The following is a 19,261-nucleotide window of genomic DNA, read 5'->3' as shown; positions in this document are numbered from 1 at the left end:
TCGGCTATGCGCTTCTTATGCAAGGCACTCCTAGCGGTCAGCCCAGCCTCGAGGCCGTCAGATCCTGCGGCTCACCTGGAGTGGAGGTGTTGAATGACCATCTAGATATGGTTGTCTCAAACTCTTGAACTGATCTGAACCGTCGGCCTCGTTGTATCACTGCTTTTTGGCACATCCATCTACGATCTCAAGACCAGGCAAATGCCACCGCGCGTCGATCTCGTTGAGAAAAATGGATTGACATTCTATACTGCGGACGCCGCTCTGGTAAAAGTTGCTGAAGCGTTTTTTCAAAGATCACCTATCGAAGCTGAGATCGTTCTGAAATCCCTGCGCGATTTGTCGGGTATCCTGGGTCGATCGCTCGACGGAGGGCATTCGGCCGTGGCCGGCCGTCTGGCCGGGGCATTTCGCCGCATGGGAAAAGGCGAGTTCGCCGACGATATCTTGAAAACGATGAAAGGTGCGATGTACGACGTTAGAGAGACAGACCCGTTCGATCAAAACCAGCAAGTCTCCACCTTAGCTGTCGGTGGATCTCCCATTGTGGCGCGTCTCAATGCTATATGGGAAAGCCAGCGTCAGGCAGTCCTCGATGTTTTCCCTGCTGCCCCCCCTTCCCTCGGACACGACCGAATTTATGAAATCGGTCGAGGACATATATAAAAACGACGCATATCACTCGCTTTCGATCGAAGGGTACAGCATTACTCCGGAACTCATTGATCGCGTACGCGCTGGGACGTGGATCAGAAGGATAGAAGAAACCGCGGCGCCTTGGCAGCACGCGGCTACTGGCAGGCGTTTCAAAGCGTGAAGGAATCTGTCTCCGCGGTGCACCGGCGGGAGCCGTGATCCGGAAGCAACATAGGGATTGGTACCGCGAGCTGTTCAGCCCCTCGATCGCCGCAGGTATTCTGAAACCCAGCGCCCTCGCGGGCTATCGAAACCGCCCTTTATTTCTGCGCGGATCATGGCATGTACCACCGCGTTCAAAAGCAGTTCAGGATGGAATGGAGACCCTGTTAGATCCACTGGAGAAGGAAAGCGAGCCAGCGGTTAGGGCAGTCCTTGGCCACTGGTTGATACGCTATGTTCATCCATATCCTGACGGCAACGGACGGATGGCGCGCCTCCTGATGAACGCCATGTTCGCCTCGGGTGGGTTCATGGGCAGTGGTCAGGGTTGAGGATCGGTCTACTTATTTGGCCGGACTTGAACAGGCGAGCGTCCACATGAACGTAAAACCGTTCGCGCACTTCATCGCGGAACGCACTTCTTGGTCGATGAGTAAGGCACTCTAAAATCATTGATACGCCTTGAGGGGATCCTAACCTGCGACCTGGCAACTCGACCAGCTAATACTGCCTAAATTGGCTTCAGAATAACGAGGGAAGCCGTTCGGAAGCTTCCGTTGTGCATTTAAGTGGCCTCTGGTTCCAGGGCCCTGGCTTTGCGAGCGTTGCCAGGGATTCAAAACTCGGCTTCGCCAAGAAGTAACCTTGTATGAGGGAAACGCCGAGATCTTTCAGCGTAGCCATCTCGTCAGCAGTTTCCACCCCTTCACACACAGGAACAATCGCCAGATCCCCCAGCATATCGAGCGTGTGTTTTACAATTTTGCGCCTGACGGGGTCGGTATCGATTCCTCGGATAAGGTCCATGTCCAGTTTTACGATGTCAGGCTGGAAATGAGTTAGGAGTCCGAGCCCCGAATGACCGGCACCGAAATCGTCGATTGCCGTCTTGAATCCCATATCTCTGTAGGTGCGAAGGATATGGAGGATGTGTTTGGTATCGAGCTGCTCGGTCTCGGTAAATTCGAAGATGATGCGATCAAGAGGAAAGCCAGCCTTCATCGCAGTGGCAAGGGTCAGTCGAATGCAGGCCCGCGGCTCATAGACCGCGTTTGGCATGAAGTTGATCGATAGCTTGACGTCATCGGCCGGATCGTAAAGTTCAGATGCCAACTCGATCGCCTTCACCCGACATTGCTGGTCGAACGCATAGCGATTTCCTTCCTTGACTTGGCTGAGAACTGAACCAGCCCCCCCGCCGTTCGGACCACGCACCAATGCCTCGTGAGCAAAGACAGCGCCCGTGCTGATATTGACGATCGGCTGAAACGCCATCGAAAAAGGAAGGTCGAAAGCGGCGCCATCGCGGCAGCCATCACATTGCGTCGGCATGATCAGCCCTCCGTTGAATGGCTAGCCTTACAGGATCGGCTATTAAACTTCCGTTGAAGCGCGACGCGAGAATGTCGCAGCTGATGTCAAGCAGTGAAAATCCGGAAAGACCTACACCAAGCTACGGGGCACGATCTTCTGCTGAGACAGAAGGGTCCACGAACGACAGCCTTGAGGGAGCAAGGCGTCGCTGGGACTGACACGTAGGATCGAGCAAGATGCCTTGCCAGCGTCTTCGCCTTGATTGGAATCGAACACCATAACCGGTAACAATCAGCCGCCAGCTCATACTTTTAAGCTGACAAGCTTCCTTTCATGGGAAGCTTAGCTCCAGCGTGGCGGTGTTCCGATATGATTTTTGAGCGCCTCGGTGAATGCTCTGATTTTAGCAGACGGCACTTGGAGCGCCCGAAGAAGGTATATCCCGGAAGGCCGTTCATTCCATGCTTCGCCCGACAGTGATAGGCGGACAAGATCACCCGCCTGGACGGAAGGCCCCGAGACCCAGCTCGGTAGGAACGCCACCCCCATCCCGGCGATCGCAGCCGCGTTCAGCGCTTCAAAATCGTCGGACCGGAATACGACGCGCTCGCACGCTTCTCCTGTCGGCGCGCCAAGAATATTAGACCAACCGAGAAGATCGTTGCCATGGAGCTTATCGAGGACACGATGTTGGCGAAGCGCATCTGCACTTTCCGGCACGCCGTAGTGCTCAAGATATGCGGGGCTCGCCACGACGATGCGATCAAGAGGCGCCAACTTGGTGGCTATCAGCGAGCTGTCCTGTAGATCACCCATCCTCACCACCAGATCGAGCCGCTCTGCGACCGGGTCGGCCAGCCTTTCGGTGAGATCCAATTCGACATTCAGGCTTGGATATTCGCGCGCGAGAGATGCCAGAACGGGAATGACGTAGCGCTTTCCGAAAGTTGGGAAACAGGCGACCCGCAGCGTGCCGATGACCGCGCCATCGAAAGCGGCGACCTCGGAATGGGTATCCGCCAGATCGTCAAGCAGGCGCTGGGCGCGCTCAAAAAGGTGACGGCCCGGATCCGTCAAAGACAGCGCCCGTGTCGAGCGAACAAGGAGAGCAACACCCAGATCCTGCTCCAATGCATCGATCTGTCGAACGACAGCCGAGGGCGTGACGGCCCGGCGCCGAGACGCAGCCGAAAAGCTTCCAGTTCGGACGACATCGACGTAAACCGCGAGATGTTCGGCGAAGCGTGGGTCCCTCATCTTTGCCTAGGACGCAAAACCGTTTCGACCATTCAGTTCGTTATCATCTGCAGGCATTCGGCGCACTTTCCTCGTCGTGAACGGGCGAACGCCCAACAAACAGAAGGAACACTACTATGGTCAAGGTCCTCGATACAATTCTCTCCCAGTCCGCCTATTCAGCCGAGATCGACGTTCCGCTCGAACAGATCGATATTGCTGACTGGCTGTTCAACCTGCCCGAAGCCGAATATCTTCGCTGCTGCCCGCCCGATCATATCGCTGCCGGCGTCACCTGGACCGACGACGGCCGTCGGATGTCGATCAATGTCGAGCAGATCGGTTCGGGCCTGGTCGTACAGCACTATGTGGCCGAAGTCGCCGAGCCGGCCTATTGCCGCATGAACTCGATCTCGGATGTGTTCACAGCCAATGGGCGCACGAAGGTCAACGTCATCTGGGAACTGATCGCCGAGAAGATCGACGACAGAAGGACCCGCTATACAAACAAGGTCACCGCGCACCCGACGGATGCGTTCATGGGCTTCATCGAAGAGCATGGTGTCAGCTACGAAGAGGCCGTGGCAGCCCGTCAGGCCGCAGGCGGCGACCACAACAGCCGCGAGACACCAATGTTTGCTGCAAGCATCGCCCGGCGAGCGCTTTCGAAATAAGGAGCCGTTGCGATGAAAGCGATCATATTCGATGACTTCGGAACCGCGGATGTCCTGCGGCTTGGCGAAGCGTCCATGCCCGAAGTACGCCCCGACGATCTTCTGGTCAAGGTGATGGCGGCTGGCGTCAACCGAGCCGACCTCCTGCAACGGGAAGGTGTCTATGGCTCGCAAAGCTACGGCGACAGCACTATTCTCGGGCTTGAGGTCGCTGGAGAAGTCATTGCCATGGGTGACGCGGTGACCGGCTTTGCAGTCGGAGACCGTGTCATGGGCATCGTCGGCGGCGGCGCCTACGCCCAATATGCGCGTCTCGACAGCGGATTGGCCGCTGCCATTCCAGCCGGCATGTCCTTCACCGATGCAGCGGCGGTCATGGAGAGCTTCGTGACGGCCTGGGAGGCGCTTTCAAATCTCGGGAAAGTCGCAAAAGGTGAGACAGTCCTCGTTCACGCTGCTGCAGGCGGTGTCGGATCGGCTGCCGTCCAGCTCGCAAGGGCCGCCGGAGCGGCCGTGCTGGCCACGGCTTCTGCAAGCAACATCGAAAACGTGCTGTCACTCGGTGCAGATGCGGTCTTCGATTATAAGCAGGCCGACTTCGAGGCAGAGATCGTTGATACGCCCGCCTCTCGCGGCGTCAATCTGATCATCGACTTTGTCGGCGGGTCCTACCTCGCCCGCAACATTCGTAGTCTTGCGCCTGGTGGCCGGCTTGTCCAGGTCGGCCTGCTGGGCCGCGATAACAACGCCATCATTCCCCTCGACATCGTTCTTCACAACCACTTGCAATTGCTGGGGACGGTGATGAAATCCAGGTCACGGTCAGAAAAAAGAGCGATGATCGGCCGGTTCAGGGAACAGGTGCTGCCGAGGGTTGGCCACGAGCTGAAGCCAGTCATTGGAGCGACGTATCCGCTCACCGCTGCATCGGACGCCCATCGCCGAATGGAGGCCGGCGGATTGTTCGGGAAGGTCGTTCTGGTGGGCTTTCATGAATGACACAGGCCTACGGTGTGCTACCCGCGCCCTGAAAGGATGTGAACCTTTGACCATGCTGTTCCAAACTCCCTCCGTCATATTCCCAAGTAAGGCTCAAGCGAGCCAAATGTTCGCTTGAGCGCGACAAATAGGTAGGCTGCCGCGCAATCGGTTTGGTGGTAATAATTGCCACCAAACGAAGCGGAGGCTCTTATGCGCAATGTTGAAAAAGTCAGCGTTTCGATGACGCCCCAGCATGCAGAACCGTTGCGCGATGCCGTTAACAGCGGCGCTTAGGCTAGCGGGAGCGAAGTTGTACGAGAAGCCATGCGTGACTGGTCGGCCAAGTGGATGCAGAAGCGCGACGATATCGTTAAGCTGCGTGCGATGTGGGAAGAAGGCAAAACAAGTGGTCCTGCCGTCGAAGTGGATTTTGATGCCGTGCTCGATGAAGTCGGCCGGGAAGTAAAGTCTCCAGCCCCTCATGCCCGCTAAGCTTCTCTGGACACCCAAGGCGCGCGCTGACGTTAAGAAAATATACGTTGCAATAATTAGCGAGCAGCCTGAGCGCGGAGCGATACTTTGCCAGATTCGGCCGCGAGGCGGAAATGCTTATCGAGTATCCGCGTCTAGGCGAGCGCCACCCGGAAGTATTCCGTATCGCCCGGATGTTGGTCGAAGCGCCCTATGTCATCCTTTACGAGACACGCCCCGACTCCGACGACGGTCCCGTTCATACAGTTGAAATCGTCCGAGTAGTGGACGGTCGGCGCGACCTTTCCGCGTTGTTCTAACAGCTCATGAACCGAGATTAATTGTCCAGTTGAGGGGATACGAACCGCCGACCCGTGCTGGAATCAAGTGGCCGACTGGTCTTGGAAAGACCGCTCGTCCTGCAAGCGGCCGTTCATTCAAAATACGCTCAATGCGCCCTAACTATTGGGGAGCCTTCGCTTGAGGCGGTTATCCGGTACCGAGCGGGTTCGAGACCCGGAGCCGCCAATTTCCCGTCGCCGAGCGCTCGACGATCTGGGTGGCGGTGCCGTGCTGAACGCTGGAATGGTCGTCAGACGCGACCCTGATCTCCCAGTCGAGAAGAAGCAGCGCGATATCACCGCTTTTTAGGACACGGCGGACGGTATTCTTGATGATCGGCTTCATGGAGACCAACTTCTCGATTTCACCCCTGATGGCTCCTGGGCCACCCTCGACCACCAAGCTGTCGGTCGTGCGCATAACGGCCTGCGGGTGGAAGAGCGCCATGACGCCATCGACGTTGCCGCTGTTAAGCCCGCTGTCGAAAGCTGTCGCAACATCTTCTGGATATGGGGTGCTTACCATTCCGCCAGCTAAGAAGGCATCGATCCTTGAGGCAACATGGTGTGGTGCTTCCAGAGGAGACAAGTGGCCGACACCGGGAATGACGGTCAGCTGTGCGCCGGGCAGAGACGGGACGACGACGGTTTCCAGCAGCTCGACGCTGTCGACCTTGTCCTTCTCGCCACCAATCACAAGAACCGGCACATCGATGCGGCCGAGATCGGCGCTGACGTCTTCCGAGATCGCGGCGGCAGGCCAGTACTGCTTCGCGGCGCTGGCACCGCCCACGCTATCCTCAATGACCTGCTCCCGCACTGCCTGCGAAAGGGAAATCTCCGCGAGGACGTTGTCGATGGTCCATGCCGTTGACTCGGCGACCGCGTAAGCTCGCTTCATGCCTTCGCGAATGTCTTCAGGCAGCGACTTGCCCTGAGCCGGCGACGGCGCGACAAGGACGAGCCCTGTCAGTCCCGCAAGTTGCCTGGAAGCAAGAAGCTGGGCCACCTTTCCGCCCATCGAGTAGCCTACCAGGATGTAGTTCTTCAGCTCCAATGCAGCGATCGCGGCTTCGACGTCGTTGGCCATGGAAACAATATCATAACCGCTTTCTGGACGATCCGACTTGCCCCAGCCGCGCGCATCGAAAGCGACCGAGCGAACCTTGGACTTCAGCGCCTTGATCATGTTGTCCCAAGTCCGGGAGGTTCCTCCCCAGTAGTGAAGAAAAATTAGCGTCTGCTCGCCTGCCCCATGATCCTCGAAATGGAGGTTGATGCCATTTGCTTTGATTTCCATCGATCGTTTCTTTCAGTAGTGATTTCGATATCGTCTAAATATGACGTTCCCATGCGAGCGATAATCCACTATTCATTTAATGCACTCGATAACCACAGGATCGAATTGATGGACCGCTTTGTCGGACTTTCGGTTTTTGTCGCCGCCGTCGACAACGGCAGTCTGGCCGCTGCAGCACGAGCGCACGGCATTACTCCCGCGATGGCCGGGAAGCATGTGGCCGCGATAGAAGCCGAGCTCGGGGTCCGGCTTTTGCAGCGAACGACGCGAAAGCTGCACCTGACCGACATCGGTCTGGATTACTATCGGCGGAGTATCCTCATCCTCGACGCTCTGGACGAGGCGGACCGCAGCGCCTCACAGCAGCAGGACCAACCGCATGGCACGCTAAGGGTTTCAGCGCCGACCACGTTCGGCGCTCTTTATCTGGGCCAGCCAGTTGCTGAATACACAACGCGCTACCCGAACGTCTTCGTCGAAATGAGCCTGGAGGATCGTTACGTTGATCTCATCGAAGGAGGATTCGATATGGCGATACGTATCGGCACCCTACCCGATTCGAGTCTGATCTCCCGCAAGTTCGGCGAAAGCGGAATGGCAGCCTGTGCGGCTCCCTCCTACCTCGACAAGCATGGGCGGCCGAACGATCCGGCGGACCTTCGGCGCTATGACCGCCTCGCCTTCAGTAAGGCGACGTCGGCAGGTGACTGGAGTTTCACCGATCGAAAAGGCAAGACGGTGACAGTTTCTGGACCGTCACGCCTGAAGGCTGACAACATGCAGATGTTGCTGGCGGCCGCCCTGGACGGCGGCGGCATCGTGTATGGGCCAACATTCCTGCTTCGGGAGCATATCACGAGTGGCCGATTGGAACAGGTTTTGCCCGATTTCGCCACTGAAAGTTTGGGCATTCATGCCGTTTACCCAAGTTCTCGCATGTTGGGTACGAAGGTGCGCTGCTTCATAGACATACTTGAAAGAAGACTTGGTAAAGCACCCCTCTGAGCAAAATCGTCTCGAATTTCTTGTCTGCTAGTAAAGTACGCGAGTGTTTGGTTTGAAAGGATCTTAAACCTCCGACCCGCTAACTCGACCAGCTAAATTGATGATTACATTAGCTTCAGAATAACGAGTAAACCCGTTCGTAAGCTTCCGTCTTGCATTCAAGTGGCCTCTGGATGCAGGGCCCTGACCGCATCGAGACTTGTGAATTTCCCACCTTTAGCACGAATCGAAACTACCACCTCTATAGTGGTGCCAGTGTCGTTATCTGCGAGCCTTTGATGCCCGAATGACCTGACAGGGTGCTCAGCCAAAGCTTGCTGTCGGAGAGCCTTATTGCGCGCTGCCCGTTAATCGACCTAAGGCGTGCGTCCTGAATGTTACGCTGGCTTGAGCAGCCGAGCTTGACTCAGGCGCCGGTTTTACAAAAGGGACAAGGTTTCTGCTCTTCGTCTCCGCTGGGCGTTCCGAAGCCTCGGTTCGAAGAGAACCTGCTCGCGTGAGGTACCATCTACAACTGCACTTTACCTTTGCCGGCATTCTTCGCCGCGTACATGAGCTTATCACCCGCGATAATCAACTGCTCCGCGGAGCGGTCGTCGCTTATGTCGACGAAAAGTCCGCCCACGCTGCAACCTACCCGATAACCGGTCAAAGACAGCGCTTCCGTCAATCGAATATGAAGATCTTGCGCCTTTCTAATCGCTTCGCCGTGGTCCGCGACGAGTATGGCGATCGCAAACTCGTCGCCCCCTAGACGTCCCGCAATCTGTCCCTCCAACATGAAGCTGTTTACAGACGCTGCAAATGCAGTCAGCACCTGATCGCCTGCAGTATGGCCATGCTGGTCGTTGACGCCCTTGAACCCGTCCAAATCAATGTAGGCAAGGAGGGAGTGGTCGTCGTGCTACGATCTTACTGGTCAGCCACAGTTTCAGCTCGTCCTCGAATGCTTTGCGATTATAAACGCCGGTCAGCGGATCATGTGTTGCCAGGTAGGCTACTCGATCATGTGACCTTTTCAAACCCATCACGACCGCCGCATTGACGCCAAACGAAATCAATCGCCCGAGGTTGTTGTTGAGACCGGTCCAGAAGTCAGGGTCGGGATTGAACATCGGGTATCGTAGCCCGGTGACGATTGCGACAGCTATTGTGAATAGTACGGCCTGTCGGGTGCTCAACGTCCAGCAGGCGATGGTCACTGCGAAGAGATAGAGGCCTGCCATCGACGACCGTTGCTGGTAGGTGCCGACGTCAAGCAGCAGGGCAGCCAAAGTGACGGCGAGCAGGATCGCCCAACGCTGGCCAGCCGGCCGTTCTTGCAGCCAGCCGACCAGTTGCTCCACGAGGCTTTCCTTTTTGGCGTCTGCGTCAGCCTTGGTCGTCAATCTGATTATCCCGTAGGTGGCGATGGGTTGCCGCCGAGCCCGGAGATCTCAGGTTCGACAAAGTGTAGCGATCCACGCATGATTTTCGAAGGGAAAGGTACGTTCAATGAGCGCGAGGGCAGGTTTCAGGCGGTATCGACCGGTAGCGTTGATCAGAGCGAGAAACGCGTGGCGGTAAGACGAGGGTGGCAAAGAACAGTTTCAAGCGGAAGGCCCTTACGATTTCGCCGAGGAAATGCTCTGGCTCAAGGCGGGTTCCGCAGACATTGTTCCCACGGGGATCAAGGTAATTTATTCGTTATGAAACGTACTCGGTTTTAGCGTTAACCGGCCGGCGTGCGAGACAGGGATCGAGGCCGCAACAGAACTGGAAGCGATAGTTGGCGGTCAGGTGTGGAAACTCGCTGTCAGGAGCCCCATTTAGGAAGCGTGTTGTCTAACCGCTTCGCGGTCGGCACGGTCAATTTCCCAGGAGATCAAAAAAGACCAACGAAAAAGGTGCTGGCGCGCCTTTAAGCGCCGTTTCAGTTGCCAAGAAATATCGGATTGCTTTGGAAGACGCGAAGGCAATCGTGGTAGAGCATGGCAACGATGCCAATCCATTCACAAAGCCGCTCGTGGGATAGCGGCCTAGAGCCGAAGCAAGATGTGCATTGGTGACGGCTGCCCATCGTCCTCTTCATACGGGATAGAGGCGCACACCGAACGGCTAATCGCCGGTATTTGTATTATGAGGCTGCACACTCCGGCTCAGCCATGTCCAACCCTGCACATAATTACGGTAGGCTCGACCGTTATCCATCCCGTCGAACATGTGTCGCGCCGGAACATTCATTGGCGTCGCGGTGTTTCGAGCCAGGCTCCGATATTGGCTCAGCGTTTTTGTTCATGAGTGGGCTCATGGGCAGAGAGCCCGTGCGAAGCAAAGGCCTTGTGCTCGTCGTCGAGGATGAGCCACTGGTGCGGATGTTCGCGGTCGCTTTCGTGGAGGATGTCGGCTTTAATGTCCTTGAAGCGGCCGATGCAAATCAGGCAGTCGCATACTGGAGACTCGCACCGATATCAGCATCGTATTTACGGATATCGACATGCCGGGCAGCATAGACGGGATGAAGCTTACACGCGCTGTTCGAAACCGCTGGCCACTCATCGAAATCATTATCGTGTCCGGCCAAAGGCATCCCGTCGATAGCGACCTCCCTGCCCGCGCAGTGTTTTGCCCAAGACCATACTATGTTGACGCCGTAACAGCTGAACTCGATCGAATGGCTGCATCGTTTTGATAGCGAAAGAGAGGGCTGTGTACGAAGCGACGGCAGAGTTTTATGCAAGCGACCAACGGAGACAAGTGGTTACTGGAGGCAAAGCAGCTTGGTCAGTGGACGACTCTATCAGGATCGCTGATGATCACCACCAGGGTGCTGCACTTCGCAACATCCTTGCCAAACCCGGGGGCCTTGAAAAGGCAGGAAATCCCTCCCCCGCAGGGAACTGGACAAAGCGCCGGCCGAATACCCCTGGAGTATCCATTTTTGCTCGACGCGATCCATGCCGCTCTAAGCCCGATTTGCTTCCCGCTTTTCAAAAACGATCGTGACCTTCATGCCGATCCCTGGCAGGGACTCCACCTGGACGTCCGCCCTGGCGTTCTGTTTGATCGATTGCACGATCATAGAGCTGAGCTTACCGCGCCGCGGCCAGTCGGATGGATTGCTGAGACCAATGCCATTGTCTGCAACCGAGATTCGGCAGCCCGCATCATCCACGACGCAGCGCAGGACAATTTCACCACCCTCACGATCCTTGAATGCGTGTTTGAGCGCGTTCGTCATAAGTTCGTTGACGACCAAGCCGACGGGCATCGCAATGTTGACGGAAACGGGCCACGTATCGACCTTCATGTCAAACCGAATACCCTGGACCGCATGTGCGGCCATGATCGCCGAGGCGATCTGGCTCACATACGTGCCGAGATCCACAGTCTCGTCAGCGTTTGCATCGGACAGAGAACGGTAGAGGATCGTCAGCGCGTCCACACGGCCTGCCAGTCGGTTGAACCGCGCGCTTTCATCCGGATGTTGCGCGTTCCGGGCTTCGATGCGGATAAGCGCTGTGATCATCTGAAGATTGTTTTTGACCCTGTGCTGCAACTCCTGAAGAAGCACGTCCTTTTCCGTCAACGTGGTGGCCAGGTGAGCGCCGGTTTGTCCACTGTTGGCGGGCGCGATAGCGACGAGACGAAAGAGAGGGGTTCCTGCGTCATTGACGATCGTATTCGACCAGGCGTCAATGAACGACTGGGGCCCCGTCCCGGAAGATGGCGCAAATGTTCCCAAATACTCCTCGCCAGCCACAATGGCATTCGCGAGATCCTGGTCTCCACTCACCGAGTACACCAATGGGAGTGATGACCATGGCTTGCCCTGCAGGTCCTCAGGCGAAATGCCTATCAAACGCTCGAATTCAAGATTGGCGTATATAAGCACCTCGTCTGACGCGAGTTCTGCCACCGCCACTCCGAACGGAACGTGGTCGAGGAATTGTCGGAAGCGGTCATCGTCCAACGCCTCCCCAAGATGAGGAAGGTCGGCTACCGTTTCCGGGCTTATCGGCGATTCTTCAGTTTCTGCCATTTGCAACTCACAACCACATTCGTTCGGTGCTTATCACGCCGGATGGCGGGGAGCTAAAGAAATCCTGATTCTTGGAGTGCCATGCCGGTGAAGCGGTTTTACCGCGCTGGGTGGGATCGCTCGGCCGAAGATGATGCAGACATCTGGGCTGCTTGCCCACTGGGCCTACTTAGGTGAAGGCCGAAGACCCCAGCCCGATCTGAATGCGTGCCACCGGCACCTTCAGCTTCCAGACGATCAACCCCGTCCGTGAAACTCCAATTTTCTTGGCCGGCTAGAGCGGATGGCACAATCTTGCCGAGGACTAAGCCCCGAACCCCTCTTCCTGTGCTATTTAATCTGCATTTTCCTCCGCCGACTCCGACCAGACGAGCTCAAAAGCATCCCATTTTCGTTACTCGTCAGCCCCCAGCTAACGCATATTCGACCAGTATCCGTGGCCCCGAAGCGCATCGCGTTCGTAATCAGTTCGTGGAGGCCATGCCAAGATCAAGGACGGCATTAGCGTCGAGCATAATTTGCGGGCCGATAACATGAAGCGGGTGGAGAGCCTGGAACGGCTCAAGCTGATGCGCGACGAGATCTGCAAGGCTGACACCGGCCCAGTCGACCTGTGACAGAAGATCATGCGAATGGGATAGCGCCATGATCCTTTCGCGGACCCGCCTCTCGAATTCTTCGATCGAACGGGACCGTGTCGCCGTTTGCCTGATAACGGCTGGTACCACGGCATACTGATTTTTGACGCGATAATTGATTTCCGACGAGCTTGCCGGCCCGGCCTTTGATCGGAGAAATCGTGATCGAAACCGGGACCATCTGCCCGTCCAGGCGACGCCGCGTCCTCTCGAACGGTTCGATCCGCTCTCCCAGCTTCAACCGGCGCAGAATATCCGTTTCCTCATCCCGTTTGTGGTCGGGTATGATCAGATCGATCGGTTGTCCGACCGCTTCGCTTTCCGCATAGCCGAACATACGTTCGGCAGCCTTATTCGAGCTTACGATTGTGCCGGAAAGATCCTTGCTGATGATGGCGTCGAAGGAAGGCTCGACGATGCCTGCGAGGCTTCTGCGTTGTGTTCGCCATGCTCAACCGCTTGGCTTATTTCTGCTCAGTGGACATGATTTAGGCAAGCGCGTGAGAGATCAACCTCGTTGACCGGAAGAAAGTTCACGCAGGTGATCGCTTCACCTGAAGACGAGCGGCTCCCATGAGCGTCTATCGTCGTCAGGGCCGGTCGTAGGTGAAGGACGTCAGGAGGGTTGTGACGAAGTTGCTGGCCCGTTCCTTAACGAGCATCTCCGTCCACTCGCTGGTGCCGCGAAGCCTCAAGTCGGTCTGGATGCTGTCGACGGCCGCTTCTTCTATCCGTTTGATATGGGCGCTGAAGGCCGCTTCGCCAGCACCATGGTACATGTCCCGTATGACCATTCGCAGGATTTCCTGGATCGCAATCTGCCAGGCGGTATTGATTGCCTGCAGCTCGTTCGTGTCCGTTGCCATTAGAGGCTCCTTAGGAGTGAGTGAGTTCGAGCGCGGCTGTATATCGCGCCCTGATCTATTTCACGGCTGCATCCACTCTAAGGGTGGGTGCCTGCACGTTAAGCCTGCCGGGCCTTGCGGGCAGCATAGCGTCTGTCCCGCTCAGCCTTGCGGGCGGCCTCGTCTTTGACGACCCGCGATATCCGGGCGTTTTCGGCGGACTGTCGCGCTTCAATCTCGGCCGCGGCCGCTGCCTCGATGGCTGCCTGTTCTCGGGCTGCAAGAGTTTCGAGGCGGGTGCGCTCCTCAAGTTTCAGTCGCTCCCGTTCCGCACGGCGCGCCTCCCGGGCTTCAACAAGCGAGATGCGCTCCGCCTGTCTGGCGGCTTGTGTTGGCTCGGCGGCGGTCTTCGCGGTCCGGTATGCTGCGAGAAGAGCTGCCTTGGCGTCCGCAGCGGCGGAGCGTCGGTCGGTGAGTTCGTTGTTTCTGGCGTGTTTCAAATCTTTATCCTGATATTAGTGTTTGGGACGATCAGTTGGACTTCGATCGTTTGGCAAGGAGCGCGGATGTTGCCGACATCCGGACGGTTTGCTCCTTGGCGAGGCGCGCGTCGCGCAGCCTCAGGGTCTTGGCATCACGCGCCTGAACTAGCGATTCAAGCTCTTCGGCCGCATGGTTCTTGGCGAAGAACTCCGTCTGAAGATTGCCGAAGGCCGTCTCGGCACGCTGGCGAGATTTGCTATATGTTTCTGTCATTGAATTTCCTCGACGTGGCTTTGAAGCCAAACGAAAAAGGCCAGGCGAACTGCCTGGCCTCAAACTGATAATTGCTCCCGGCAGTGCCAGTACATCCGTGGTCAAAGGGAAGCAGATATCGATTAAGCGGACTGCAGATTGCAGGCCGACATCTTGCCCGACTTCATGTCGCGCTCGAGTTCGAAGCCGATCTTCTGGCCTTCAACGAGCTCGCGCATTCCGGCGCGCTCGACAGCCGAGATGTGAACGAAGGCGTCAGCACCGCCGACGTCAGGCTGGATGAAGCCAAAGCCCTTGGTGGAATTAAACCATTTTACTGTGCCGGTGGTCATGATGAACCCTTTCAAAGCATAGATTGAGGAACCGCGAAACAGGTGCTCCGCAGACGAAAACCGACTATTTTTGAAAGGGAAGTTCGCTTAGAGCACGGTGCCAATCGCGCGGTGAACAAAGCTCGGCAAGCAAAAGATCGATTAGCTATCAATAAGGCAATGACTGCCAGAGGTCAACGGTTAGTTTTGAATTTCTCGGTATCTTATCTTATGGTTGTAATTCCCTGAGCACAATCGGAGACTTACTATCTGCGGAGAGTGCGGCCGCTTTCACTACCTCAAGCGGCCGCTCGATCTCCATGCCCTGAAGGATCGTCGAACCCATCGCAGCGGCGCTGCTTGCGAGCTGCTGCAAAATCTCGCGCATGTCGGCCTCCTAGCGAACGTATGGATCTTTGTCGTGCCGGCGACGGGAGGCGGTGATGATATCAGTCTCCGGCGCCAGCAGATCGTGCTTCTCAGCGAAAGCTGCGAACAGCCCGCGCGCCGTCTCCGCTTCGATCTCGCCGCAAGTGCTGCGCCACAGGCTTTCAGCGCCACCGAATAAGCCGTGTCGCGCATCGATGCTGGCCATTCGACGAGATTCCGGTAGGCGTCCATAACCGTGCGGACCTCAGCCAAGGCCGACAAGGACGGTAGCAAAGCCGCGCCACCAGCCTTATGCTGGTAAGGCTAGTGGCAGTTGCCGAGTTCTCAATAGCGTGCAGCGCTGCTTTCAAGCATAGGCCAGATTGTCGTCTGGAACCCATTTATACTTGTTCCGCCATAGCCAAGCATCGGCGTGCCTGTCTCCAGCACATGCGCCGGAAAATTCAGGGTTGGCTTGGAAATGGCGGAGAGCCTCTCGATATGATCATCGGTGAGCGTTACGTCCAAGGCTGCAAGATTTGCGACGAGTTGTTCTTTGCGGCGGGCACCGAGCAGCAAGGAACGGACTGCAGGGCGCGTCCTGAGCCAGGCGAGCGCGACTGCAGCTGGGCTTGCACCGAGCTCCTCTGCAACTTGATGCAGTACCTCAATGACATCATAGTCGGATTGTGACGGAGCGCCTGTTATCACCGCGCGTGCCGCATCTGTCGGCGCGGCAGGCCGAGCGTCTGTACCTGCCGGACAGAAAGCCGTTCTTCAGCGGACTCCAAGGCATGATGGCCATGTCCATCGCCTCAGCCATCGGCACATGTTCGCCTTCGATCGTCCGCTCAAGCAACGAATATTCGAGCTGAAGGGCAATGATCGGCGTCCAGCCACGAAAATGCGACAGGACGGAGGCCTCGGCGGTTTTCCATGCAGGCAGATCCGAGAGGCCGATATATCGGACCTTGCCCGATCGCACAAAGTCATCGAGGGTCCGCAGCGTCTCTTCGATCGGCGCGAACCTGTCCCAATTATGAAGCCAGTAGATATCAACATAGTCGGTCTTCAGCCGGCGCAGCGATGCGTCCAACTGATCGATCATCGACTTGCGGCCAGCACCGCCCCCATTCGGATCACCCGGATGCAGGCTGCCAAAGAACTTTGTGCCTATGACGACCCGATCCCGTCTAGATCCCTGCCCGGCGAAATAGTCGCCTATGATCTTCTCTGAATGACCATTGGTATAGATGTTCGCCGTATCGATCGAGTTGCCGCCACGATCGAGATATTCGGCAAGGATGGCCGTGGAATGCTCGGCATCCGTACCCCAGCCCCAATCCTCGCCGAAGGTCATTGTACCGAGGGTGAGCGGGCTGACACGAAGTGCCGAGCGGCCGAGCGTGACAAATGAATCCGGCGACATAGCCGCCTCCTGTTGTTCGAATTCAGTCGCCCTTATCTATCGCTTTACGATGCGATGGGTGTAGACCATTGCTGCCAAGCTGTTGCACATTCCTGCCAAGCACGTGTCGGACTGGGTGCTAATACCGGGACTGCCTATGGAAAAGCTTTCACAATTTGCAGCGCTGATCGAACGGAATACCGGCACGGACTACATGACCAACGTGCTGCCAGGTATCCGCCTGTTGCGCTCGGCGCGAGAAACAGAGCCACTTTTTGGCTTGGCTGTACCGACATTCGCCGTTGTCGCACAAGGTGCCAAGCAGACCGCGATCGGCGATATGGTCTGCGATTACCGCGCGGGAGACTATCTCGTTGTCTCTCTGGATGTCCCCGTCAGCGCCCATGTTACGCTAGCGAGCGAAGGCGATCCGTTCCTCGGTTTCGAAATGGCGCTTGATCCTGCGGCGTTGGCTGCCCTTGCTGTCGAAACCGGCCTCCATCCGTTGGAGGTAGAAATCCAGACGACCGCGGCGACCAGCACCGTTTCGGACAACCTGCTCGATCCGCTTATCCGGCTCCTTGGCCTTCTTGAGGCGCCCGCAGACGCCAGAGCGCTGCGGCCGGCGATCGAGCGGGAAATCATGTGGCGTCTGCTGACTGGCGCGCACGCTTCGATCATCCGCCAGATCGGCCTGGCCGGCGGCACAATCTCGCGGGTGGTAACCGCCATCGAATGGCTCAAGCAGAATTATGCCACGCCGTTTCAAGTTGAAGATCTCGCGTCCCGAGCCGGCATGAGCGTCACATCTTTTCTTCGGCATTTCCGCCGCGCCACATCAATGACGCCAATCCAGTACCAGAAACGCGTCCGCCTGATCCACGCTCGCACGAAGCTGCTCTCAGAGCATCGAAGCGTCGCCTCAATCGGCTTCGAAATTGGCTATGAAAGCGCCTCCCAGTTCAATCGAGAGTATCGGCGGGAATTCGGAGCGTCACCGGGCGTTGATGTCCAACGATTACGCCTTGCCGGCCAAGTCATGGAATAGTGCCTTGTTTCAAAGAGGCATGTAATGCTCTTGAACGGATCTGAACCCTTGACCCCTTAATTGACTGAATAGGCCCCGGATTTGTAGACGCCTTCTTTCCTAACACTCAGGCAAGAAGGCGTCCAATCCAGTGCCCTATACAAATGGTGCGTCGGGCGGTCGGGTACAGCCGATATTTTTATCACCTACCAAGTTGATCCAAAGAGCAGATTGCGCACGGATGTTCTCACGCCAGCGTGTACGCGGTCTTGAAGGTTGTAAAGAATTCGGCGGCGTACTTGCCCTGCTCGCGCGAACCGAACGACGATGCCTTGCGGCCGCCGAACGGAACGTGGAAGTCGACACCCGCCGTCGGCAGGTTGACCATCACCATGCCGGCTTCCGAATTGCGCTTGAAGTGCGTCGCATGCTTCAGGCTCGTCGTCGCGATACCGGCAGACAAGCCAAACGGCGTGTCGTTGGCAACGCCGAGCGCTTCGTCGTAATCCTTAACGCGGATGACGGAGGCGACCGGTCCGAAGATTTCTTCGCGGCTGATGCGCATCTGGTTGGTGGCCTCCGTAAACAGTGTCGGCTGCAGGTAGAAGCCCGGTTTTTCGCGCGAGATCGTCTCGCCGCCGAAAGCGAGCTTGGCGCCTTCTTGGCGGCCGATGGCGATGTAGTCGGTGTTGGTTGCCAGCTGACGCTCGTCAACGACCGGGCCGATATGGGTGCCGGCCTTCAGCGCATCGTCAACCACCAGCGTCTTCAGCTTTTCGGTGAGGGCCGCAACGAACTTGTCGTGGATGCCCTCGGTGACGATCAGGCGCGAGGATGCGGTGCAGCGCTGTCCGGTCGAGGAGAAGCCGGAGTTGGCGGCAGCTTCGACGGCAACAGTGAGATCAGCGTCATCGAGAACGACCATCGGGTTCTTGCCGCCCATTTCCAGCTGGAACTTGCGGTTATGTTCGATGGAGGCCGCAGCGACGCGCTTGCCGGTGCCGGTCGAGCCGGTAAAGGTGATGGCCGCGAGATCGGCGCTGGCGAGCATGGCCTGGCCAACGACCGAGCCCTTGCCCATGACGAGGTTTAGGACGCCCTTCGGCAAGCCGGCACGATGCAGGATATCGACGATGGCGTGGGCGCAACCCGGAACCAGTTCGGCCGGCTTGAAGACAATGGTGTTGCCGTAGCAAAGCGCCGGGGCGATCTTCCAGGCCGGGATGGCGATCGGAAAATTCCAGGGCGTAACGATGCCGACGACGCCGACGGCTTCGCGGGTGATCTCGACGCCGATGTTCGGGCGGACCGACGGCAGGACTTCGCCTGCAAGGCGCAGCGCCTCACCGGCGAAGAAATCAAAAATCTGGCCCGCGCGGATCGTTTCGCCTATGGCCTCCGGCAGCGTCTTGCCTTCTTCGCGGGCGAGCAGACGGCCAAGCTCGTCCTTGCGCGCAATGATCTCATCCGACGTCTTCTTAAGGATCGCGTGGCGTTCCAGAATACCCGAGCGCGACCAGGCCGGAAACGCAGCCTTAGCAGCGGCAATGGAAATCTCCACGTCGTCTGCCGATGCGTGAGCGTAAAGGCCGATAACTTCGTTTGTGTTCGACGGGTTGATGTTTTCAACGCCATCACTGCCGACCCATTCGCCGGCAATCAGATTCTGACGAAGTCTCATGGATATTCGCTTTCTCTAGCAGCTT

Annotated in this window: 23 protein-coding genes and 3 pseudogenes; 9 read left to right on the top strand and 17 right to left on the bottom strand. The window is 57.2% G+C overall.

All coding sequences use genetic code 11. The annotated features are described in order from the left end of the window. Positions 1-201 precede the first annotated feature (201 nt). Together ACVTFQ_RS29630 and ACVTFQ_RS29625 are read left to right on the top strand one after the other, a co-directional pair. Positions 202-666 carry a hypothetical protein gene (locus ACVTFQ_RS29630; RefSeq protein ID WP_470424397.1) on the top strand — a complete coding sequence of 155 codons (465 nt, stop codon included), beginning with the start codon at positions 202-204 and terminating at the stop codon, positions 664-666. 185 nt (positions 667-851) lie between these two features. Further along, positions 852-1,190, top strand: coding sequence for a Fic family protein (locus ACVTFQ_RS29625; protein WP_470424396.1), 339 nt, complete (start codon positions 852-854; stop codon positions 1,188-1,190). A gap of 190 nt (positions 1,191-1,380) precedes the next feature. On the opposite strand, the gene ACVTFQ_RS29620 is transcribed toward ACVTFQ_RS29625, so the two are convergent. Next, positions 1,381-2,190 carry an EAL domain-containing protein gene (locus ACVTFQ_RS29620; protein WP_470424395.1) on the bottom strand — a complete coding sequence of 270 codons (810 nt, stop codon included), beginning with the start codon at positions 2,188-2,190 and terminating at the stop codon, positions 1,381-1,383. A 324-nt stretch (positions 2,191-2,514) separates the two neighbouring features. Then, positions 2,515-3,429 carry a LysR family transcriptional regulator gene (locus ACVTFQ_RS29615; protein WP_470424394.1) on the bottom strand — a complete coding sequence of 305 codons (915 nt, stop codon included), beginning with the start codon at positions 3,427-3,429 and terminating at the stop codon, positions 2,515-2,517. A 116-nt stretch (positions 3,430-3,545) separates the two neighbouring features. Here ACVTFQ_RS29615 and ACVTFQ_RS29610 point away from each other — a divergent pair, with 116 nt between their 5' ends. The 4 genes and pseudogenes from ACVTFQ_RS29610 (at position 3,546) to ACVTFQ_RS29595 (ending at position 5,854) form a co-directional block, all read left to right on the top strand. Beyond that, entirely contained in the window at positions 3,546-4,082 is a 537-nt protein-coding gene (locus tag ACVTFQ_RS29610; protein WP_470424393.1) for a hypothetical protein, read from the top strand. Between the two features lie 12 nt (positions 4,083-4,094). Beyond that, positions 4,095-5,081 (top strand): NAD(P)H-quinone oxidoreductase, encoded by a 987-nt coding sequence (locus ACVTFQ_RS29605; RefSeq protein ID WP_470424392.1) that lies wholly within the window; start codon positions 4,095-4,097, stop codon positions 5,079-5,081. 291 nt (positions 5,082-5,372) lie between these two features. Then, positions 5,373-5,555 (top strand): annotated as a pseudogene (locus ACVTFQ_RS29600) (ribbon-helix-helix domain-containing protein); the annotation flags it as partial. A gap of 113 nt (positions 5,556-5,668) precedes the next feature. After that, positions 5,669-5,854: a hypothetical protein gene (locus ACVTFQ_RS29595; RefSeq protein ID WP_470424391.1), complete on the top strand. Its 186-nt coding sequence runs from the start codon at positions 5,669-5,671 to the stop codon at positions 5,852-5,854. 169 nt (positions 5,855-6,023) lie between these two features. Here the strand turns inward: ACVTFQ_RS29595 and ACVTFQ_RS29590 are convergent, their stop codons facing one another. Beyond that, positions 6,024-7,175: an alpha/beta fold hydrolase gene (locus ACVTFQ_RS29590; RefSeq protein ID WP_470424390.1), complete on the bottom strand. Its 1,152-nt coding sequence runs from the start codon at positions 7,173-7,175 to the stop codon at positions 6,024-6,026. A 108-nt stretch (positions 7,176-7,283) separates the two neighbouring features. Here ACVTFQ_RS29590 and ACVTFQ_RS29585 point away from each other — a divergent pair, with 108 nt between their 5' ends. Next, a complete protein-coding gene (locus tag ACVTFQ_RS29585) occupies positions 7,284-8,180 on the top strand; it encodes a LysR family transcriptional regulator (RefSeq protein ID WP_112436318.1) in 897 nt (298 codons plus the stop codon). A 508-nt stretch (positions 8,181-8,688) separates the two neighbouring features. Here the strand turns inward: ACVTFQ_RS29585 and ACVTFQ_RS29580 are convergent. Both ACVTFQ_RS29580 and ACVTFQ_RS29575 read right to left on the bottom strand, forming a co-directional pair. After that, positions 8,689-9,051, bottom strand: a complete 363-nt coding sequence (locus ACVTFQ_RS29580) for a GGDEF domain-containing protein (RefSeq protein WP_470424389.1) — start codon at positions 9,049-9,051, stop codon at positions 8,689-8,691. Position 9,052: 1 nt separating this feature from the next. Next, the gene (locus ACVTFQ_RS29575) at positions 9,053-9,568 is read right to left on the bottom strand and encodes a GGDEF domain-containing protein (RefSeq protein WP_470424388.1); all 516 of its coding nucleotides are present in this window, start codon (positions 9,566-9,568) and stop codon (positions 9,053-9,055) included. Between the two features lie 900 nt (positions 9,569-10,468). On the opposite strand from ACVTFQ_RS29575, the pseudogene ACVTFQ_RS29570 reads away from it, so the two are divergent. Continuing rightward, positions 10,469-10,851, top strand: a pseudogene (locus ACVTFQ_RS29570) (response regulator). Between the two features lie 273 nt (positions 10,852-11,124). Here the strand turns inward: ACVTFQ_RS29570 and ACVTFQ_RS29565 are convergent. The 11 genes and pseudogenes from ACVTFQ_RS29565 to ACVTFQ_RS29515 all read right to left on the bottom strand — a co-directional run bounded on the left by ACVTFQ_RS29565 (position 11,125) and on the right by ACVTFQ_RS29515 (position 16,549). Beyond that, positions 11,125-12,201: a sensor histidine kinase gene (locus ACVTFQ_RS29565; protein WP_470424387.1), complete on the bottom strand. Its 1,077-nt coding sequence runs from the start codon at positions 12,199-12,201 to the stop codon at positions 11,125-11,127. Between the two features lie 464 nt (positions 12,202-12,665). Further along, entirely contained in the window at positions 12,666-12,929 is a 264-nt protein-coding gene (locus ACVTFQ_RS29560) for an HWE histidine kinase domain-containing protein (protein WP_470424386.1), read from the bottom strand. Continuing rightward, positions 12,826-13,230 (bottom strand): PAS domain-containing protein, encoded by a 405-nt coding sequence (locus ACVTFQ_RS29555; RefSeq protein ID WP_470424630.1) that lies wholly within the window; start codon positions 13,228-13,230, stop codon positions 12,826-12,828. The genes ACVTFQ_RS29560 and ACVTFQ_RS29555 overlap by 104 nt, the downstream gene beginning before the upstream one ends. 199 nt (positions 13,231-13,429) lie before the next feature. Beyond that, positions 13,430-13,705 carry a hypothetical protein gene (locus ACVTFQ_RS29550; RefSeq protein WP_111565398.1) on the bottom strand — a complete coding sequence of 92 codons (276 nt, stop codon included), beginning with the start codon at positions 13,703-13,705 and terminating at the stop codon, positions 13,430-13,432. Positions 13,706-13,803: 98 nt separating this feature from the next. Next, positions 13,804-14,184: a DUF6481 family protein gene (locus ACVTFQ_RS29545; RefSeq protein WP_111565399.1), complete on the bottom strand. Its 381-nt coding sequence runs from the start codon at positions 14,182-14,184 to the stop codon at positions 13,804-13,806. Positions 14,185-14,215: 31 nt separating this feature from the next. Then, on the bottom strand, positions 14,216-14,440 hold the full coding sequence (locus ACVTFQ_RS29540; RefSeq protein WP_112436315.1) for a hypothetical protein: 225 nt from the start codon (positions 14,438-14,440) through the stop codon (positions 14,216-14,218). Between the two features lie 122 nt (positions 14,441-14,562). Then, on the bottom strand, positions 14,563-14,772 hold the full coding sequence (locus tag ACVTFQ_RS29535) for a cold-shock protein (RefSeq protein WP_470424385.1): 210 nt from the start codon (positions 14,770-14,772) through the stop codon (positions 14,563-14,565). A 208-nt stretch (positions 14,773-14,980) separates the two neighbouring features. Next, the gene (locus tag ACVTFQ_RS29530) at positions 14,981-15,139 is read right to left on the bottom strand and encodes a hypothetical protein (protein WP_162718129.1); all 159 of its coding nucleotides are present in this window, start codon (positions 15,137-15,139) and stop codon (positions 14,981-14,983) included. A gap of 9 nt (positions 15,140-15,148) precedes the next feature. Further along, positions 15,149-15,414: pseudogene (locus tag ACVTFQ_RS29525) on the bottom strand (DUF982 domain-containing protein). Positions 15,415-15,465: 51 nt separating this feature from the next. Beyond that, complete coding sequence (locus ACVTFQ_RS29520; RefSeq protein ID WP_470424384.1) at positions 15,466-15,831, bottom strand: aldo/keto reductase; 366 nt, start codon at positions 15,829-15,831, stop codon at positions 15,466-15,468. Beyond that, entirely contained in the window at positions 15,797-16,549 is a 753-nt protein-coding gene (locus ACVTFQ_RS29515) for an aldo/keto reductase (RefSeq protein ID WP_470424383.1), read from the bottom strand. Before ACVTFQ_RS29515 ends, ACVTFQ_RS29520 begins: the two co-directional genes overlap by 35 nt. 136 nt (positions 16,550-16,685) lie before the next feature. Between ACVTFQ_RS29515 and ACVTFQ_RS29510 the strand changes: the two genes are divergently transcribed. Then, on the top strand, positions 16,686-17,576 hold the full coding sequence (locus ACVTFQ_RS29510; RefSeq protein WP_470424382.1) for an AraC family transcriptional regulator: 891 nt from the start codon (positions 16,686-16,688) through the stop codon (positions 17,574-17,576). Positions 17,577-17,802: 226 nt separating this feature from the next. On the opposite strand, the gene ACVTFQ_RS29505 is transcribed toward ACVTFQ_RS29510, so the two are convergent. Beyond that, on the bottom strand, positions 17,803-19,236 hold the full coding sequence (locus tag ACVTFQ_RS29505; protein ID WP_470424381.1) for an aldehyde dehydrogenase family protein: 1,434 nt from the start codon (positions 19,234-19,236) through the stop codon (positions 17,803-17,805). Positions 19,237-19,261: the final 25 nt, after the last annotated feature.

Source organism: Rhizobium sp. O111, assembly GCF_055616315.1.
The sequence above is the reverse complement of the archived record's forward strand: the minus strand, read 5'-3'. Positions and strand labels throughout refer to the sequence as shown.

Coding starts and splice junctions, on each gene's coding strand:
- ACVTFQ_RS29630 (WP_470424397.1), top strand. CDS start 202: ATGCCACCGCGCGTCGATCTCGTTGAGAAAAATGGATTGACATTCTAT.
- ACVTFQ_RS29620 (WP_470424395.1), bottom strand. CDS start 2,190: ATGCCGACGCAATGTGATGGCTGCCGCGATGGCGCCGCTTTCGACCTT.
- ACVTFQ_RS29615 (WP_470424394.1), bottom strand. CDS start 3,429: ATGAGGGACCCACGCTTCGCCGAACATCTCGCGGTTTACGTCGATGTC.
- ACVTFQ_RS29610 (WP_470424393.1), top strand. CDS start 3,546: ATGGTCAAGGTCCTCGATACAATTCTCTCCCAGTCCGCCTATTCAGCC.
- ACVTFQ_RS29605 (WP_470424392.1), top strand. CDS start 4,095: ATGAAAGCGATCATATTCGATGACTTCGGAACCGCGGATGTCCTGCGG.
- ACVTFQ_RS29595 (WP_470424391.1), top strand. CDS start 5,669: ATGCTTATCGAGTATCCGCGTCTAGGCGAGCGCCACCCGGAAGTATTC.
- ACVTFQ_RS29590 (WP_470424390.1), bottom strand. CDS start 7,175: ATGGAAATCAAAGCAAATGGCATCAACCTCCATTTCGAGGATCATGGG.
- ACVTFQ_RS29585 (WP_112436318.1), top strand. CDS start 7,284: ATGGACCGCTTTGTCGGACTTTCGGTTTTTGTCGCCGCCGTCGACAAC.
- ACVTFQ_RS29565 (WP_470424387.1), bottom strand. CDS start 12,201: ATGGCAGAAACTGAAGAATCGCCGATAAGCCCGGAAACGGTAGCCGAC.
- ACVTFQ_RS29550 (WP_111565398.1), bottom strand. CDS start 13,705: ATGGCAACGGACACGAACGAGCTGCAGGCAATCAATACCGCCTGGCAG.
- ACVTFQ_RS29540 (WP_112436315.1), bottom strand. CDS start 14,440: ATGACAGAAACATATAGCAAATCTCGCCAGCGTGCCGAGACGGCCTTC.
- ACVTFQ_RS29535 (WP_470424385.1), bottom strand. CDS start 14,772: ATGACCACCGGCACAGTAAAATGGTTTAATTCCACCAAGGGCTTTGGC.
- ACVTFQ_RS29530 (WP_162718129.1), bottom strand. CDS start 15,139: ATGCGCGAGATTTTGCAGCAGCTCGCAAGCAGCGCCGCTGCGATGGGT.
- ACVTFQ_RS29515 (WP_470424383.1), bottom strand. CDS start 16,549: ATGTCGCCGGATTCATTTGTCACGCTCGGCCGCTCGGCACTTCGTGTC.
- ACVTFQ_RS29510 (WP_470424382.1), top strand. CDS start 16,686: ATGGAAAAGCTTTCACAATTTGCAGCGCTGATCGAACGGAATACCGGC.
- ACVTFQ_RS29505 (WP_470424381.1), bottom strand. CDS start 19,236: ATGAGACTTCGTCAGAATCTGATTGCCGGCGAATGGGTCGGCAGTGAT.